This window comes from Streptomyces sp. NBC_01497 (assembly GCF_036250695.1).
GTDB lineage: Bacteria > Actinomycetota > Actinomycetes > Streptomycetales > Streptomycetaceae > Streptomyces.
Window position 1 is genome coordinate 3,189,054 of record NZ_CP109427.1, and the last position, 17,126, is coordinate 3,206,179.

The 17,126-nt window shown below is 74.5% G+C and carries 13 protein-coding genes; 4 read left to right on the forward strand and 9 right to left on the reverse strand.

What is annotated here, in order from left to right:
• Window positions 1-247 precede the first annotated feature (247 nt).
• The 5 genes from tsaE to OG310_RS13530 form a co-directional block, all read right to left on the reverse strand.
• The gene (gene tsaE, locus OG310_RS13510; RefSeq protein WP_329456134.1) at window positions 248-844 is read right to left on the reverse strand and encodes a tRNA (adenosine(37)-N6)-threonylcarbamoyltransferase complex ATPase subunit type 1 TsaE; all 597 of its coding nucleotides are present in this window, start codon (window positions 842-844) and stop codon (window positions 248-250) included.
• Window positions 813-2,144: an alpha/beta fold hydrolase gene (locus OG310_RS13515; protein WP_443078847.1), complete on the reverse strand. Its 1,332-nt coding sequence runs from the start codon at window positions 2,142-2,144 to the stop codon at window positions 813-815. The genes tsaE and OG310_RS13515 overlap by 32 nt, the downstream gene beginning before the upstream one ends.
• Before the next feature lie 172 nt (window positions 2,145-2,316).
• Window positions 2,317-3,516: an alanine racemase gene (alr, locus tag OG310_RS13520; RefSeq protein ID WP_329456136.1), complete on the reverse strand. Its 1,200-nt coding sequence runs from the start codon at window positions 3,514-3,516 to the stop codon at window positions 2,317-2,319.
• A 108-nt stretch (window positions 3,517-3,624) separates the two neighbouring features.
• Complete coding sequence (locus OG310_RS13525; protein WP_329456137.1) at window positions 3,625-4,968, reverse strand: CynX/NimT family MFS transporter; 1,344 nt, start codon at window positions 4,966-4,968, stop codon at window positions 3,625-3,627.
• On the reverse strand, window positions 4,965-5,735 hold the full coding sequence (locus OG310_RS13530) for a FadR/GntR family transcriptional regulator (protein ID WP_329456138.1): 771 nt from the start codon (window positions 5,733-5,735) through the stop codon (window positions 4,965-4,967). The genes OG310_RS13525 and OG310_RS13530 overlap by 4 nt, the downstream gene beginning before the upstream one ends.
• A gap of 570 nt (window positions 5,736-6,305) precedes the next feature.
• On the opposite strand from OG310_RS13530, the gene OG310_RS13535 reads away from it, so the two are divergent.
• Window positions 6,306-7,292, forward strand: a complete 987-nt coding sequence (locus tag OG310_RS13535) for a D-alanyl-D-alanine carboxypeptidase family protein (RefSeq protein ID WP_443078633.1) — start codon at window positions 6,306-6,308, stop codon at window positions 7,290-7,292.
• A gap of 160 nt (window positions 7,293-7,452) precedes the next feature.
• Here OG310_RS13535 and OG310_RS13540 read toward each other — a convergent pair whose 3' ends face one another.
• The 3 genes from OG310_RS13540 to glmS are packed head-to-tail and all read right to left on the reverse strand — an operon-like array spanning window position 7,453 to window position 11,203.
• Entirely contained in the window at window positions 7,453-8,946 is a 1,494-nt protein-coding gene (locus OG310_RS13540; protein ID WP_329456139.1) for an NAD(P)H-hydrate dehydratase, read from the reverse strand.
• Between the two features lie 4 nt (window positions 8,947-8,950).
• Window positions 8,951-9,319 carry a holo-ACP synthase gene (locus tag OG310_RS13545; RefSeq protein WP_329456140.1) on the reverse strand — a complete coding sequence of 123 codons (369 nt, stop codon included), beginning with the start codon at window positions 9,317-9,319 and terminating at the stop codon, window positions 8,951-8,953.
• A 36-nt stretch (window positions 9,320-9,355) separates the two neighbouring features.
• On the reverse strand, window positions 9,356-11,203 hold the full coding sequence (glmS, locus tag OG310_RS13550; protein ID WP_329456141.1) for a glutamine--fructose-6-phosphate transaminase (isomerizing): 1,848 nt from the start codon (window positions 11,201-11,203) through the stop codon (window positions 9,356-9,358).
• 352 nt (window positions 11,204-11,555) lie between these two features.
• On the opposite strand from glmS, the gene OG310_RS13555 reads away from it, so the two are divergent.
• The 3 genes from OG310_RS13555 to coaA all read left to right on the forward strand — a co-directional run bounded on the left by OG310_RS13555 (window position 11,556) and on the right by coaA (window position 15,512).
• Complete coding sequence (locus tag OG310_RS13555) at window positions 11,556-13,361, forward strand: hypothetical protein (RefSeq protein ID WP_329456142.1); 1,806 nt, start codon at window positions 11,556-11,558, stop codon at window positions 13,359-13,361.
• A gap of 263 nt (window positions 13,362-13,624) precedes the next feature.
• Window positions 13,625-14,374: a hypothetical protein gene (locus tag OG310_RS13560; RefSeq protein ID WP_329456143.1), complete on the forward strand. Its 750-nt coding sequence runs from the start codon at window positions 13,625-13,627 to the stop codon at window positions 14,372-14,374.
• A gap of 109 nt (window positions 14,375-14,483) precedes the next feature.
• Window positions 14,484-15,512, forward strand: a complete 1,029-nt coding sequence (coaA, locus tag OG310_RS13565) for a type I pantothenate kinase (protein WP_329456144.1) — start codon at window positions 14,484-14,486, stop codon at window positions 15,510-15,512.
• Between the two features lie 181 nt (window positions 15,513-15,693).
• Here the strand turns inward: coaA and glmM are convergent, their stop codons facing one another.
• Window positions 15,694-17,052, reverse strand: a complete 1,359-nt coding sequence (glmM, locus tag OG310_RS13570) for a phosphoglucosamine mutase (RefSeq protein ID WP_329456145.1) — start codon at window positions 17,050-17,052, stop codon at window positions 15,694-15,696.
• Window positions 17,053-17,126 lie beyond the last annotated feature (74 nt).

The following is a 17,126-nucleotide window of genomic DNA, read 5'->3' on the forward strand; positions in this document are numbered from 1 at the left end:
TCACTCATCGACACGTCGGACGGTCCGGCACCGCCGTCCGGTCCCATGGGGGTCCGCGACGGGGTCCGTGGCTCGCGCTGGGGCGGCGTCATGACTGCCTCCTGGGCTCCGGGGGCACGTGGGGTTAGGCAGCCCTAACCACCGACTGCGCCTCCATGGGACCACGCCCGCGGCGGAGCGCGCAACATCTTGCCGACATCCTGTCGGGACGTTCGAACAGAGCGCCCGCGCCCCACGCCGTCGCACCTCAGGCGAAGGACGCCGCCAGCGCCGCGAGCGACGGGCCCGCCCAGCGCTCCCCGTACCCCACGAGCCTCACGCGGCGCCGCCCGTCGTCCTCGGGCGGCAGGAGGTCCCCGCCGGCGGCACCCCCGGCGTCGGCTCTCCCGGTGTCCTCGCCGGCGCCCCTGGTGCGCTCGATCAGAACGTGGAGGCGCGCGTCCGACAGCTCCTCGACCTTGTCGTCGCCCCACTCCACGACCACCACCGACTCGGGCAGCGACACGTCGAGGTCCAGGTCCTCCATCTCGTCCAGGCCACCGCTCAGCCGGTACGCGTCGACGTGCACCAGCGCGGGCCCCTGCGCGAGCGGCGGGTGGACGCGCGCGATCACGAACGTCGGGGACGTGACGGCCCCGCGCACGCCGAGGCCCTCGCCGATCCCGCGCGTCAGGGTCGTCTTGCCCGCTCCCAGTTCGCCCGTGAGCATCACCAGGTCGCCGGGGCGCAGCAGCGCGGCGAGCGCACGGCCCAGGTCGCGCATGCGGTCGGGGGTGTCGAGGTTGATCTCCGCGCCGGGCGCGGGCCGCCGGTCAGTCGCGGGGCTGTTGTGCGGTGCTTCCATGCCCGCCAACGTTACGGGCAAAGCCGGGGGCGCCCGCGCGCGCCAGCAGGTCGGCGAGCCGCTCGGTGACGGCGTCGGGGTGCTCCAGCATCACCAGGTGTCCCGCGCCCTCGACCAGGACGAGTTCCGCGTCGGGCAGGACGTCCGCGATGGCCTCGCTGTGCGAACTCGGGGTGATGAGGTCGTCGGCGCCCGCGAGGATCAGCGCGGGCGTGCGCAGGAAGACGGCGAGCGCCTGCACCTTGTCGTGGTCGGTGAACGCCGGGTAGAACTCCGCGACGACGTCGATCGGGGTGTTCTCGATCATCCGCTCGCCGAAGCGGGCGATCGCCGGATCGACGTCCTGCCCGCCGAACGAGTAGCGCTTGATGATCCCCGCGTACAGGTCGGCGGTGGCGCGGCGGCCCTTCTCGACCAGCGCGGACTGCCCGCCGAGCACTTTCAGCACACCGGGCAGCACGCGCCGCGCCGCGTTGGCGCCGAAGGCCGGCAGGCCGTACGTGATCTCGCCGAGCCGCCCGCTCGACGTGCCGACGAGGGCGACGCCGACGACGCGTTCTCTTATGAGGTCCGGGTACTGGTCCGCCAACGCCATGATCGTCATGCCGCCCATGGAGTGGCCGGCCAGGACGAGGGGGCCCTCGGGCGCCGCCGCGTCGATGACGGCCTTCAGGTCGCGGCCCAGTTGCTCGATGGTGACGGGCTCGGGGTCGGGGCCGCTCTGGGCGGCGCCGCGGGCCGAACGGCCGTGGCTGCGCTGGTCCCAGTGGACGGTACGGACACGACCGCGCAGGTCGGCGCGCTGGAAGTGCCAGGAGTCCTGGTTGAGGCAGTAGCCATGGCTGAAGACGACGGTCACGGGCGGGGTGCCGGCGGCCGCGTGGGCCGCGCCGGTCGGGTCCGCCTTCGTGCCCTTCGCGCCCTTCGCCGCCTTGCCGGGCCTCGCCGATGTGTCGCTCCCGGGCGCTTCGCCGGTGCCGGGGGCCGCCTCGCCCTCGCCCGCCTGCTCGGCATCGCCGGTCTCATCAACCTCGTAGTACAGCGCCGTACCGTCGTCGGCGATCGCGCGCCCCGGGGTGCCGCGCAGCGTGCCGTAGGGGCCCGCCGTGTCGAGTGCGAGCCGCGCCCTGCGGCGCATGCCACGGCTGACCGTGAGTTTGTCGATGGCGACGCCCGCGGCGGCGCTCGCCGCGATCACGCCTATCGCGGCGCCCGCGAGGCCCGCTCGCCGCCAGCTGCCGGTGACCGCGGAGGCCGCCGCCGTGGTGGCCCCGACCGCGGCGGTCGCGGCCTGTGCCACGTCCCGCGCCGCGCTGTCCTCGCTCACGAGCCTCCGCCTTCCGTGGTTCCGGGGCCGCGGTGGTCCCGGTGGTGGTGATGCCCTCCGCGGGTTCCGCGCGATCCGCGTACTCCAGCCTGCCCGACCGCCCGCCCCGCCACGTCACCGCGCCGGGACATCCCGCCTCACCGCGTCACGGATGCTCCGGTTCGTCCGCGTTCGAGGACGCGTCCTCGTTCAGGAAGACGCGCGGTACGCGTCCGCTGATCCTGGTGACGATCTCGTACGCGATCGTGTCCGCCGCCTGCGCCCAGTCCTCGGCCGTCGGCTCGCCGTCGTCGCCGGGGCCGAACAGGACGGCCCGGGTGCCGGGCTCGACGACCGCGCCGCCGAGGTCGACCACGAACTGGTCCATGGCGACCCGGCCCGCGACCCGCCGCCACGTGTCCTCGCCGCCCACGCGCACGGGCCCGCGCCCCGACGCGTGGCGCGGGATGCCGTCCGCGTATCCGAGCGGGACCAGGCCGAGCGTCGTCTCCCCGGGCGTCGTGTACGTATGCCCGTAGCTGACGCCGTGGCCCGCGGGGACCTGCTTGACCAGCGCGACCGACGCGGACAGCGTCATCACCGGCCGCAGCCCGAAGTCCCCGGCGGTGCCGAGTTCGGGGCTCGGGGCGATGCCGTACGTGGCGATCCCGGTGCGCACCAGATCGAAGTGGCTCTCGGGGAGGGTCAGCGCGGCGGCGGAGTTGGCGATGTGCCGCACCTCCGGCTCGACGCCCTCCTTCTCCGCGTACGCCAGCATCTCGCGGAACACGTCCAGTTGCGCCACGACGGACGGGTGGCCCGGCTCGTCGGCGCAGGCGAAGTGCGACCACAGGCCGGTGACCAGGACCTCCCCGGCGGCCTGCGCGGCGAGCGCGGCGCCGACGAGTTCCGGCCAGTCGGCGGGCTGGCAGCCGTTGCGGCCGAGGCCGGTGTCGGCCTTCAGCTGGATCCTGGCCTGGCGGCCGGTCGCGCGCGCGGCGGCCGTGACCTCGCGCAGCGCCCACATCCCGCTGACGGCCATGTCCAGACCGGCCTCGATCCCCGCGGCCCACGGGTCGCCCGGCGTCCACAGCCAGCACAGCAGGGGGCCTTCGTCCCCGGCCGCGCGCAGCGCGAGTGCCTCGTGCGGGGTGGCGGTGCCGAGCCAGTCCGCACCCGCGGCACGGGCCGCGCGGGCGACCGGCACCATGCCGTGCCCGTACGCGTCGGACTTGACGACGGTCATGAGCCGCGCGCCACCGGGGGCGACCCGGGCGCGCAGGGCGCGCACGTTGGCACGCAGGGCGGCGAGATCGATCTCGGCACGGGCCCTGACGTGCCGTGAGCTCTGGTGGTTTGCGGTCATCGGGCCAAGTGTCTCAGAACGGACGCCGCCGGTCCGCGCACCGGACCCCATCGCCGCCGCCCGTCCCGCGGCAAGCCCCACCCCGCGCTCCCCGCAGGGCCGGGCCGTTCACCCGGCCGGCGTCCCCCCGTCCTCGGCCGGATCGCCCGGACGCCGCTCCGGGGCCGCGTGGCGGTTGACCGAAGCACCGAGGCCCACCGCCGTCTGCGGCGCGAGCAGCACGATGAGAATGATCAGCGGCACGGTCCAGCCGCCGGTCAGCTGGTGCAGCGCGCCGAGCGCCAGCGGTCCCGCCGCGGCCAGCAGGTAGCCGAAGCACTGGGCCATGCTGGACAGTTGCGCGGCGTGCCGGGTGTCGGGCGAGCGGAGCACGATGAACAGCATCGCGAGCGAGATCGCCGCGCCCTGCCCGAGGCCGAGCAGGATCATCCACAGGTACGCGCCGCCGACCGGATCGGCCGCCATGCCGGCGAAGCCACCGGCCGTGAGCACGGCGCCGATCGTGGCCAGCAGCCCCGGCCGTACGCCGCGCGCGGCGAGTACGGGACTGAGGAAGGCGCCCGCGATGCCGAGGAGGCTGGAGAAGGACAGCATCCAGCCGGCCGTGCCCTGGGCCATGCCCGCGTCGGTGAGCATCGTCGGGAGATAGGCGGCGGCCGCGTAGTACGACAGCGACTGGAGGCCCATGTAACCGGTGACGAGCCAGGCCACCGGGTGGCTCCACAGCCCCCGTACGGGGTGCCGCGCGGCGGCCGCCTGCGCGGCGGACGCCCTGGTGCGACGGCGGACCTGCGGCGCCCAGACCAGCAGCGCGACGACGGCGAGCAGGCCCCACAGCCCGAGGGTCGGCCGCCAGCCGAGCGCCAGCGCGTGTCCCACGGGCACCGTGATGCCCGCGGCCAGGGCGGCGCCGCCGAACAGCGACATCGAGTAGAGGCCCGTCATCAGGCCCACCCGGTCGGGGAAGTCCCGCTTGATGACGCCGGGCAGCAGCACGTTCGCCACGGCGATGCCCGCGCCGACGACGACGGTGCCGCCGAGCAGCGCGGCCATCGACGGTATGAGGCGCAGCGCGGTGCCGCAGCAGATCATCACCATCGTCAGCAGCAGGACCGGTTCCATGCCGAGCCTGCGGCCGAGCCGCGGCGCGAACGGCGCGAGCAGCCCGAAGCAGAGCAGCGGCAGCGTGGTCAGCAGGCCGGCCGTGGTCGCGGACATGCCGGTGTCCGCGCGGATCGTGCCGAGCATCGGGGACGCGGCGACGATCGCGGGCCGCAGGTTCAACGCGAGGACGATGACGCCGACGCCGAGGAAGATCCCGGCGCGGGCGCGCTTCGTGCCGCCCCTGCCCTCGCCGCCGGTCCCGGTCGCGCCTTCCTCCGCGCCGACGGTCCCGGCCCTGGCGGTCTGCGCGGCACCGCCCGCGTTCGTGTTCTCGGAAGCGGTGCTCACTCTCGGGTTCCTTCCTCGCGGCCGGTGCCGCCTTCGTGCGTGCTGCCCCGCTCGGATCCGGGCAGCGGGTCCATGTCCTGGAGAGCCCGCAGGGAGCTGACGGACTCGTCGATGTAGCGCGCGACGGCGTCGCCGGCCGCCTCCGGGTCGGCCGCCTCGATCGCGGCCAGGAGGTCCGCGTGCGAGTCGGACTGCGACCGCTGGGGGTCGGGCAGCGGAGCGTCCGCGACGGACGCGATGGCGCCGAGCAGACCGTCGGTCAGGTGGCTGTAGAGGTCGGCCAGCATGCCGTTGTGCGCCGCGGCGACCACCGCGCGGTGGAACGCCACGTCCGCCCGGACGAAGGTGTCGGTGTCCCCCGCCCGCCAGGCGGCACCCCGCTCGGCGAGCGCCGCGCGCAACGCCGCCAGGTCCTCGTGCGTACGGCGTGACGCGGCCAGCCGTGCCGCGTCGCGCTCCAGGCTGGAGCGCACCTCCAGGGCCTCCAGGTGCCCGGCGCGCCGCAGCCGCCGGCGCAGGGCCGCGCCGAGCGCGTCGGAGGCGCGTACGTACGTCCCGTCGCCCTGCCGGGGCTCCAGCATTCCGCTGTGCCCGAGGGCCCGTACGGACTCCCGCACGGTGTTGCGGCCCACGCCGAGCATCTCGGTCAGCACGGGCTCCGCCGGGATCTTCGTCCCCACCGGCCACTCACCCGACTCGATCAGGCTCTGCAACTGCTCGATCACCCGGTCGACCAGGCTCGACCGCTCCGCTGCCCGGATCGGCACACCGGACTCCTCTCCGCGCTTCTCCCGCGCCCGCCGTCCAGCCATGGCCCCAGCCACAGCTATACAGCCGAACATCCCATGTTTTATCGGTTGCGATTGAGCCTAACATCCCATGTCTGCGATCAGGCCGGGCCCTCCGCCCGCCGAGCCGCCGAGCCGCCGAGCCGCCGAGCCGCCGACGGTCAGGCAGCCAGACAGTCAGTCGGTCAGGCGGTCGGTTCGTGAGTGCCCGCACGATGCGGTCGCTCTCTTCGAGCAGGCCGGTCACGCGCTCCTCGGGGAGCGCGCGGACCGTGCGAGCCCCGATGGCGTGGAGCAACCGCACGCCCCGCCCGGCCCGCCGCGATCGCCGGTGTCCGCCCGGCGCCCCCCACCGCAGTCGGCTCGGCCACCCACGAACCGACCGGCGCCGTCATCCTCCGCGCCCCCGCGCGGGAGGAGGCCGCCGCCCCTCGGTGATCCGGAACAGAAAACCGCGCACCCCGCGCATCCCCGGACGTTTCTCGGTTGTCTCACCGGCAAGCGGTAATTCATATGACCGCGTCTCAGAGACCTTTGGGGGCACCTGCCGTGAAACCCGGGACCCGCACGACCCGCCGCATATCGGCGCTCACCGTCGCCGTCGGCACCGTCCTCGCCGCCGGAGCGTTCGCGGTGCCCGCCCAGGCCGCCTCGGCCGTGCCGGTGAGATCCGGGCCGGTGGGTGCCATGGGGAACGCGGCGGCCCACGCCGGCAGGACCGTCCACGTCGTGGCCGTGCCCAAGGCCGCGCCGAAGGCGCCCTCGATCGTCGCCAAGGGCGGCTACGTGATGAACAACGCCTCAGGGGCGGGGTACTTCAGTAAGAGCGCCGACACCCGCAGGTCCACCGGCTCCACCACCAAGATCATGACCGCGCGGGTGGTGCTGGCGCAGAAGGGGCTGGACCTCAGCCGGAAAGTCACGATCCAGAAGGCGTACAGCGACTACATCGTCGCCAAGAACGCCTCCTCCGCGCACCTGATCGTCGGCGACAAGGTGACGGTCGGGCAGTTGCTGTACGGACTGCTGCTGCCGTCCGGCTGCGACGCCGCGTACGCGCTCGCCGACACGTTCGGCAAGGGCTCGACGCGTGCCGCGCGCGTGTCGTCGTTCATCGGGCAGATGAACACGACGGCCAAGGGCCTCGGTCTGAAGAACACCCACTTCGACTCGTTCGACGGCATAGGCAACGGCAGCAACTACTCCACCCCGCGCGACCTGACCGAGCTGGCGAGCAGCGCCATGAAGTACGGCACCTTCCGCAGCGTCGTCAAGACGAAGTCGACCAAACAGAAGGTCACCACGAAGAGCGGCGGCTCCCGCTCGATGGCGTGGACCAACACCAACGGGCTGCTGAGCAGTTACTCCGGCACGATCGGCGTGAAGACGGGCTCGGGCCCCGAGGCGAAGTACTGCCTGGTCTTCGCGGCCACGCGCGGCGGCCGGACCGTCATCGGCACGGTCCTCGCCTCGTCGTCGGAGGCGAACCGCACCGCCGACGCCAGGAAACTCATGGACTACGCCTTCAAGCGCTGACATCCGCACCGGCCGGGACAACCGCAGAGGCCCGCCCAGCGCACGTCATGGGCGGGCCTTCGGCATGCCCGACGTGTCCCGACGCACCACGACGCACCACGGCTGCCCGATCGCGGACCGGCCCGGCACCCCCCCGCCGCCCGCTCGCGGACCGGCCCCGTCACACCTCGTCGTCCTGCTCGCGCCCGGGCCCGCCGGGCCGTGGCCCGGCCGCCTCGCCCATCACGTTGCGCCAGGCCGCCGGGATGTGGCCCGCCACGTCCTCGGCGGCCAGGGGCGCGCCACGCGCCGCGAGGCGGGCCGCCAGGCCGTGCAGGTACGCGCCGACGGAGGCCGCGTCACGCGTCGGGAGGCCCGCCGCGAGCAGGGATCCGGTCAGGCCGGTGAGGACGTCGCCGCTGCCCGCCGTCGCGAGCCAGGGGGTGCCGGTGGCGTTGACCCGTACCGGGACGCCCGGGTCCGGGTCCGCGACCAGGGTCGTGGACCCCTTGAGCAGGACCGTCGCGCCGTAGCGCGCCGCGAGTTCGCGTACCGCCGCCAGCCGGCCCGCCTCGACCTCCGCGCGCTCCGCGCCGAGCAGCGCCGCCGCCTCGCCCGCGTGCGGGGTGAGCAGGGTGGGAGCACTGCGGGCCCGGACCGTCCCCGCGTCCAGCCCGCGCAGCCCGTCCGCGTCGATCAGGACGGGTACGTCGGAGGCGAGCGCGTCGTCCAGCCCGCGTCCCTCGTGCAGGCCGGGGCCCACGGCCCACGCCTGCACACGGCCCGCTCGCGCGGGTGGGCCCTCGCTGACCAGCGTCTCCGGATGGCGTGCGAGGACCGCGTCGCCGCCGGGGCCCACGTACCGCACAGCGCCCGCGCCGCCCCGCAGCGCTCCCGCGACGGCGAGGACCGCAGCGCCCGGGTACTTCGCCGAGCCCGCCACGATCCCGACGAGCCCGCGCCGATACTTGTCGCTCTCACCGCCGGGCGCCGGCAGCAGCCGTGCCACGTCCGCGTGCTGGAGCGCCTCGACGGCCGGGACGGACGGCAGGTGCGGGCCGAGGCCGATGTCCACGAGCCGCAGCACGCCCGCCACCTCGGCCGCCGGGTCGATCAGCAGCCCCGGCTTGTACGTGCCGAAGGTGACGGTCACATCGGCGCGCAGCACCTCGCCCGTCACCGTGCCGTCGTCGGCCGCGACACCGCTCGGCAGGTCCACGGCGACGACCACCGCGTCGCAGCCGCGCGCCGCGCGCGCCACCGGCACCGCGTCGGCGCGCAGCCCGCCGTGCCCGCCGATGCCGGTGATGCCGTCGAGGACGAGGTCCGCGTCGGCGAGCACCGCGAAGGGGTCGTCGGCGGGGCCGAGGATCCGTCCGCCGGCCCGGCGCAGCGCGGCGAGGCCGCCGGGGTGGGCCCGGTCCGGCGCGAGCAGCACCGCGCTGACCCGCGCGCCGCGCCGCGCGAGGCGGGCGCCCGCGTACAGGGCGTCGCCGCCGTTGTCGCCGCTGCCGACGAGCAGGACGGCCCGCGACCCGTACACCCGGCCCAGCAGCCCCGCGCACACGGCGGCGAGACCGGCCGCCGCACGTCCCATCAGCGCGCCCTCGGGCAGCCGCGCCATCAGCTCGCGTTCGGCCGCCCGTACCTTCTCCACCGCGTACGCAGTCCGCATGTGCTCAACCCTCCGCGATCACCACGGCCGACGCCACTCCCGCGTCATGGCTGAGCGAGACGTGCCAGGCCCGTACCCCGAGTTCGGCTGCCCGCGCGGCCACGGTTCCACGCACCCGCAGCAGGGGACGGCCGCTGTCCTCCACATACACTTCCGCGTCCGTCCAGCGCAGGCCGCCGGGGGCGCCGAGCGCCTTGGCGAGCGCCTCCTTCGCCGCGAACCGGGCGGCCAGCGACGCGATACCGCGCGGGCCTCCGTCCGGCAGCCGCAACTCGTCGTCGACGAAGAGGCGTTCCCTCAGCTGAGGGGTGCGTTCCAGGGACTGCCCGAACCGCTCGATCTCCGCCACGTCGATCCCCACCCCGATGATCACTTCTCCGGTAACTCCCTCACTCGGCGCGCCACCACGTCACTCCACCGTGACGGATTTCGCCAGGTTGCGCGGCTGGTCGACGTCGTTGCCGCGCGTCGTCGCCAGTTCGCAGGCGAACACCTGCAACGGGACGGTCGCGACGAGCGGCTGGAGCAGCGTCGGTGTCACGGGGACACGCACGAGATGGTCGGCGTACGGCACCACGCTCTCGTCGCCCTCCTCCGCGATGACCACGGTCCGGGCGCCGCGCGCCCTGATCTCCTGGATGTTCGAGACGATTTTGTCGTGCAGCACGGAGCGGCCGCGCGGCGAGGGTACGACCACGACCACCGGCAGGTCCGCCTCGACCAGCGCGATCGGCCCGTGCTTGAGCTCCCCGGCCGCGAACCCCTCGGCGTGCATGTAGGCGAGTTCCTTGAGTTTGAGGGCGCCTTCAAGGGCGACCGGATAGCCCACGTGGCGGCCGAGGAACAGCACGGTCCCCTTGTCCGCGAGGGACCGCGCCAGCTCGCGCACCGGCTCCATCGTCGCGAGTACCTCCTCCACCTGGCCCGGGATCCGCGAGAGTTCGCACACGACGTCCCGGATCTCGTCACCCCACTTCGTACCGCGCACCTGCCCGAGGTAGAGGGCCACCAGGTAGCAGGCGACGAGCTGGGTGAGGAACGCCTTCGTGGAGGCGACGGCCACCTCGGGGCCGGCGTGCGTGTAGAGCACGGCGTCGGACTCGCGGGGGATGGTCGAGCCGTTGGTGTTGCAGATCGCGAGGACGTGCGCGCCCTGCTCGCGGGCGTGGCGCACCGCCATCAGCGTGTCCATCGTCTCGCCGGACTGCGAGATCGCGACGACGAGTGTGCGCTGGTCGAGGATCGGGTCGCGGTAGCGGAACTCGCTGGCGAGTTCCACCTCGCAGGGCATACGGGTCCAGTGCTCGATCGCGTACTTGGCGATGAGGCCCGAGTGGAAGGCCGTGCCGCACGCGACGATGACGACCTTCTCCGCCTCGCGCAGCACCTCGGCCGGGATGCGGACCTCGTCGAGGGCGAGCGTGCCGTCGGAGCCGATCCGGCCGAGGAGCGTGTCGGCGACGGCCTTCGGCTGCTCGGCGATCTCCTTGAGCATGAACGAGGCGTAGCCGCCCTTCTCGGCGGCCGACGCGTCCCAGTCGATGTGGAAGGGCCGCACCTCGGCGGGTCCGCCGTCGAACCCGGTGACGGTGACGCCGTCGCGGCGGGCCTCCACGACCTGGTCCTGGCCGAGTTCGAGGGCGTCCCGGGTGTGCGCGATGAAGGCGGCCACATCGGAGGCGAGGAACGCCTCTCCGTCGCCGACCCCGACGACCAGGGGCGAGTTGCGGCGGGCGCCGACGACGACGTCCGGCGCGTCCGCGTGCACCGCGACCAGGGTGAAGGCGCCCTCCAGCCGGCGGCACACCTGGCGCATCGACTCGGCGAGATCGCCGCAGCCGGAGAACGCCTCGGCGAGCAGGTGGGAGACGACCTCGGTGTCGGTCTCGGACTGGAGCGTGTGCCCGCGCGCGGCCAGTTCGGCGCGCAGGGCGGCGAAGTTCTCGATGATCCCGTTGTGGACGACGGCGACGCGGCCCGCGTTGTCGAGGTGGGGGTGCGCGTTGGCGTCGTTGGGCACGCCGTGGGTGGCCCAGCGGGTGTGCCCGACGCCGGCCGTCCCGGTGGGCAGGGGCGTCTCGGCGAGCGCCTTGTCGAGGTTGACGAGCTTCCCGGACCGCTTCACCATGGCGAGCCCGCCGTCGGCGAGGACGGCCACGCCGGCGGAGTCGTACCCCCGGTATTCGAGGCGCTTCAGTCCGGCGATCACCACATCGAGCGCCGACTGGGAGCCGACGTATCCCACAATTCCGCACATAACGGCAGCCTACGGGGGTGACGGCACGCACACGGGCCAACGCGCGGGGGCACCGGCCCCACCCCACCCGGTTGTGCCGCCGGGCAGGGTGGTGGCACGACCGGGGCCCCACCGAGACACGATCCCGGGGCAATCGAGGACGCGGGCCGCGCGGCACGGCGCCGCGCCCCGGACGCCGCGACCCCCCGACCCGGCCCGGCCCGAGCCGGGCGCGCGACCGGGGCGCGACCGGGCGCGGCGCCCGTCGCGGACTCCGTCGCCGGGGCGCGGTCCGGCGTCCGCGACCACCCGGCAAGGGGACAACCCCGGATTCCTCTGGTGGCCGGCACCCACAACGGCCTTCAATAGGGACGTGACGCTCCGCTCCCTGCTCAGCCTCCCCCGCATGCTCCGGCACGGCTCCACGATCGGAACCGATCTGCCGCCCGACACCGCCGTCGTCCTCGACCCGCCCGCGCCGCGGCTGCGCACCGCCCTGATCGCCGCGGCGGGCGGTGACCACCGGCCGGTCCGGGCCCTGCTGGCCGCGACCCGGCTCGACGGCGAGTGGGAGAACCGCGGCGCGTGGGTGCCCCGCCTGGCGAGCGCCGCGCTGCACAATCCCGGCTGGCTGGACGACTGGCTCGCCGCCTCGCCCGACGACCCGGACGCGGCACTGCTCCGGGCGGCGGTGAGCCTCAAGCACGCCTGGGCGGTCCGCACGGGAGCGCGGGCCAAGGACCTTCCCCAGGACCAGTTCCAGGCGTTCTTCGCGCTGCTCGACGACGCGGTGCCGGTGGTCAGTGCGGCGGCCGACGCCAACCCGTCGGACCCGGTGCCCTGGCAGCTCGCGCTGGAGCACGCGACGGGCAGCCAGTCGCCGCGCGAGGTCTTCGACGCGTACTGGGCCGAGGCCGTGGCGCGGGCCCCGCACCACTACGGCTGCCATGTGGCCGCGCTGCAGTACGTGTGCGAGAAGTGGCACGGCTCGCACGAGGAGATGTTCGACTTCGCGGAGCGCGCGGCCGAGGGCGCGCTGCCGGGCTCGAAACTGCACGCCCTGCCGCTGCTCGCGGCGGTCGAGTACGACGTGCTCGCGGAGGCGGTCGGCGGCGACGACGCGCGCCACTCCCGTATCTCGCGCACGCGGGTACGGGCGGCCGTCGACCGGGCGCTCGCCCTGGTCGGGACCTACGAGCCGGGCGACCCGGAGATCGCGGACGTACGCAACCACCTGGCGCTCATGCTGCTGCTCGCCCGGCGGCCCGAGGAGTCGCTCGCGCAGTTCAGCGCGATCGGCACGCACGCGACGGAGTACCCGTGGGCGTACTTCGGCCCGCCGCGCGAGCAGTTCCTGGAGTTCCGGGCGGGCGTGCGGCTCCATGTCGCCTCGCAGATCCCGTTCTTCGCGGGGCGGACGATCCCCCCGCAGCGCGTCCAGGCCGCCGACACGGTGACCGTCGTGGTGCTGCGGGCGGCCCCCCGCCGGGTCGCGGAGGCGGCCCGGCAGGCCGGCGCCGACCTGCGCATAGCCCCGCGCGGCGACGCCACCTACGCGGAGGTCCCCCTCGGCACACCGGAGCGCGGTGCGTCGGCGCGCCGGGCGACGCTGATGGGCGAGGACGACCTCACGGCGGTCGCCGCGAGCCTGACCCGCGCCGTGCGCCGACCCGCGCTGGTGCTGCGCAGGACCGGCGACCGCTACGGCTTCACCCTGCTGCACCGAGGCCGGCGCCTCGCCGACCACGAGTGGGACCCGGCGGCGCCGATCCCCGACCACGAGACGGCAGCGGCCACGGCCCGCGCCCTGGCGTCCTCGTACGGCATCACCGACGCCCGCCCCCTGACCGCGCTGCTGCGTGCCTCCGACGCACCGTCGGCCCGGCTGGCGGCGCTGGTCGCGGCACTCGGCCTGCCGCCGGCGCCACCCGGCCTCACCCTGGGCCGGCTGCCCGACACCCAGCTGGTCACCCGCCGCGCCAAGCGCCCCAGGGGCTGGTGGGCGGTCCGCGTCGCGGCGATGCTGGTCTGCGCCCCCGCGACGGTCTACGCCTGGTGGGCGCCGGGGGTCGGCAGGACCCGCGCCTCGCTGGCCACCGTCGCGACCGCGTACCTCACGACCCGCCTGACCCGGGCCTGGCGCCACCGCCCCCGGCACCGCAGCCTGACGGGCGCGTAGCGCCGCGCCCGCTCCCCCGCGCACCCGTGCCGGTGAGCGGCCCGGTCGGCGCGCCACCGGCCCGGGCGCCCGGTGCGATTCGTTCGTGGCCTCGCTCCGTGGACGGTGGACGCCCCGCGCCGTCCCGTTCGGCCACCTGCCTGCGACGGCCGTGGAGGCCCGTGCGATCCGTTCGTGACCTGGCTGCGGGAGACTGGTCAGCGCGGGCCGTGCCGTCACGGGTGCCCCGCCCACCGCTGTACCGGTCCACGGAAGGGGCCTGCATGCCGTCGCAGTACGACGTCCCCGGCACGAGCGCCGCCCTCGGCGACGGCCCGTCCGAGGCGGTGCTCCCCCCGTCCGGGGCGACAGCGCCCCCGGCCGGGCCCGTGTCCGACGAGCCCGGCGCCGCCGCCGACCCCGGCGCGACCCGGCACCGCTCGCTGGTGACCGTGGACCACCGGCTCTTCCTCGGGGCCGAGGCCGTGACGCTCGCCACGCCCGACGGCTTCGCCACCGTCCGGTTCGCCGACGCCACCGAGGTGCTGGCGCACCCGGACGGCGCCCGGGTCCTCACCGGTCCCGGCGGGGTGCGGCTCGCGGTCGAGCCGACGCTGTACGCGATGCTCACGCCGGACCGGATAGCCGTGCTCGACGCGGCCGTCGACCCCGCCGCCGTCGTCCGCACGCCGCCGCGCGCAGCGGAGCGCATACCCCGCCCGCCGGAGCCCGGCGCCGCCGAAGGACCGGCCCTGACCAGCCGCACGCGGACGCCGGCGCCCCCGAAGGGCCGCTCACGCGGACGCACCATCGGCCTGTACCTGGCGTGCGTGGCGGTCGCGGGTGCGGCACTGCTCGCCGTCCACTCCACCTGGGACGAGGTCTCCTCCGCGCATCCGCACTACACGGTCCCGGCGATGTTCTGGGTGCTGACCGCCGGTCTGGTGGTCGTCGCCCGGGACCTGCGCAATCCGCCCAAGGACCGTACACACGTGGCGAGATGGTGGGAGATGCAGGACCACTTCAAGCGCTGAGCATCCCGCACGGGTGGCCGCGGCCCGAACGCAACCCGTCCTCGACGTGACGAACGCGACGCGTCGGGCCGCCTCCGCGGTCCCACCGCGCCGCGCCCCTCCCCCGACAATGGACCCCGTGATCAGCTCCCCCTCGCACCAGCAGTCGTCCGCCCCGCACCACGAGCACCGGCGGAAGGCGGAGCACGGGCCCACCCCGTACGTCGACCTGACCCGCTCGCAGTGGAGCGCGCTGCGCGAGAAGACGCCGCTGCCGCTGAGCGCCGACGAGGTCGAGCGGCTGCGCGGCCTCGGCGACGTGATCGACCTGGACGAGGTGCGTGACGTCTATCTGCCGCTCTCCCGCCTGCTCAACCTGTACGTACAGGCCACGGCCGGGCTGCGGGGCGCGCTCAACACCTTCCTCGGCGACGCGGGCGGCGGCCACGGCGCCCAGCGCGGCACCCCGTTCGTCATAGGGGTAGCGGGCAGTGTGGCCGTGGGCAAGTCGACCGTCGCGCGGCTCCTTCAGGCGCTGCTGGCGCGCTGGCCCGAGCACCCGCGCGTGGAGCGCGTCACGACGGACGGCTTCCTGCTCCCGATGAAGGAGCTCCAGGCGCGCGACCTCGTGCACAGGAAGGGCTTCCCCGAGTCGTACGACCGCCGCGCGCTCACCCGCTTCGTCGCGGACATCAAGGCCGGCAAGGACGAGGTCACGGCGCCCGTCTACTCGCACCTGATCTACGACATCGTGCCGGACGAGCGGCTGGTCGTGCGCCGTCCCGACATCCTGATCGTGGAGGGCATCAACGTGCTGCAGCCCGCCCTGCCGGGCCTGGACGGCAGGACGCGGGTCGCGCTCGCCGACTACTTCGACTTCAGCGTGTACGTGGACGCGCGAGCCGAGGACATCGAGTCCTGGTACCTGAACCGTTTCCGCACGCTGCGCGCGACCGCGTTCCAGGACCCCTCCTCGTACTTCACGCGGTACACGAAGGTGTCCGAGGACGAGGCGCTGGACTACGCGCGGACGACCTGGCGCACCGTCAACAAGCCGAACCTGCTGGAGAACGTGGCGCCCACCCGCGGCCGCGCGACGCTGATCCTGCGCAAGGCGTCCGACCACAAGGTGCAGCGGCTCTCCCTGCGCAAGCTCTGACCCGGCCTGCTCCGGCTGCTCCCGTCCGGGCCGGACGGCTCCCGCTCCCGTCCGCACCGTCACTACGGGAGCGGGGCCGGACCGGACGGACAGACAGACAGACGGAACGTCAGGAGGGCGCGGACCGTGCGGTCCGCGCCCTCCTGACGCCGGCTCACGCGTGTCGCGCGGCCGGGGGAGTTCAGCCGAGCGCCGACTTCACCGCGTCCGCGAGCCGGGCCGCGACCGAGCGCGCCTGGTCGATGTCGGCCGCCTCGACCATGACCCGGACCAGCGGCTCGGTGCCGGAGGGCCGCAGCAGGACACGGCCGGTCGAGCCGAGTTCGGCCTCCGCCTCGGTGACCGCCGCCGCGAGGTCCGCCGAGGTGGCGACCCGGGACCTGTCGACGTCCGGCACGTTCACGAGGACCTGCGGCAGGCGCCGCATTACGCCCGCGAGGTCGGCCAGCGTCCGGCCCGTCGCGGCGAGGCGCGCCGCGAGCATCAGGCCGGTCAGGGTGCCGTCGCCGGTCGTCGCGTGGTCGAGGATGATCACGTGGCCGGACTGCTCGCCGCCGAGCGCGTAGCCGTGTTCCTTCATGGACTCCAGCACGTACCGGTCGCCGACGCCCGTCTGTACCACCGTCACCCCCTCCCGCTCCATCGCCATCTTGAAGCCGAGGTTCGCCATGACGGTGCCGACGACCGTGTTGTGCCGCAGCCCGCCCTGCTCGCGCATCGCGAGGGCGAGGACCGCGAGGATCTGGTCGCCGTCGACCTCCGCGCCCGAGGCGTCGACCGCGAGGCAGCGGTCGGCGTCGCCGTCGTGCGCGATGCCGAGGTCGGCGCCGTGCTCGACCACTGCGGCCTTGAGCCGGCCGAGGTGGGTGGAGCCGCAGTCCTCGTTGATGTTGAGGCCGTTCGGCTCCGCGCCGATGGTGACGATCTCGGCGCCCGCGCGGGTGAACGCCTCGGGCGAGACCCGGGCGGCCGCGCCGTGCGCCTCGTCGAGGACGACCTTCAGCCCGTCGAGCCGGTTGGGCAGGACGGCCATGAGGTGCGCGACGTAGCGGTCGAAGCCCTCGTCGTACGTACGGACGCGGCCGACGCCGCCGCCGGTCGGCCGCTCCCACGGCTCGCCCGTGCGGTGCTTGTCGTAGAGCGTCTCGATACGGTCCTCCAGGTCGTCGGCCAGCTTGTGGCCGCCGCGCGCGAAGAACTTGACACCGTTGTCGGGCATGGCGTTGTGGCTCGCGGAGAGCATCACTCCGAAGTCGGCGCCCAGCACCCCGGTGAGGTACGCCACCGCGGGGGTGGGCAGCACACCGACGCGCAGGACGTCGACGCCCGCGCTGGCGAGGCCCGCCACGACGGCGGCCTCCAGGAACTCGCCCGAGGCGCGCGGATCGCGCCCGACGACGGCCGTCGGCCGATGCCCCTCGAACGTCCCCACCTCGGCCAGCACATGCGCCGCCGCGACCGACAGGCCGAGCGCCAGCTCAGCCGTCAGGTCCGCGTTGGCGACACCGCGCACGCCGTCCGTACCGAAGAGTCGTCCCACAGCTCTCCCTCCGAAAATGTCTTTTGAGCGCTTGATGCTGTTATACGCCCGGCACCCTGGATAAAAACAAACGC

Bases quoted from the DNA above. Each gene is read 5' to 3' on its own strand.
- OG310_RS13540 (WP_329456139.1), bottom strand. From the start codon at position 8,946: ATGCGGACTGCGTACGCGGTGGAGAAGGTACGGGCGGCCGAACGCGAG.
- coaA (WP_329456144.1), top strand. From the start codon at position 14,484: ATGGACCCCGTGATCAGCTCCCCCTCGCACCAGCAGTCGTCCGCCCCG.
- tsaE (WP_329456134.1), bottom strand. From the start codon at position 844: ATGGAAGCACCGCACAACAGCCCCGCGACTGACCGGCGGCCCGCGCCC.
- OG310_RS13560 (WP_329456143.1), top strand. From the start codon at position 13,625: ATGCCGTCGCAGTACGACGTCCCCGGCACGAGCGCCGCCCTCGGCGAC.
- glmS (WP_329456141.1), bottom strand. From the start codon at position 11,203: ATGTGCGGAATTGTGGGATACGTCGGCTCCCAGTCGGCGCTCGATGTG.
- alr (WP_329456136.1), bottom strand. From the start codon at position 3,516: ATGACCGCAAACCACCAGAGCTCACGGCACGTCAGGGCCCGTGCCGAG.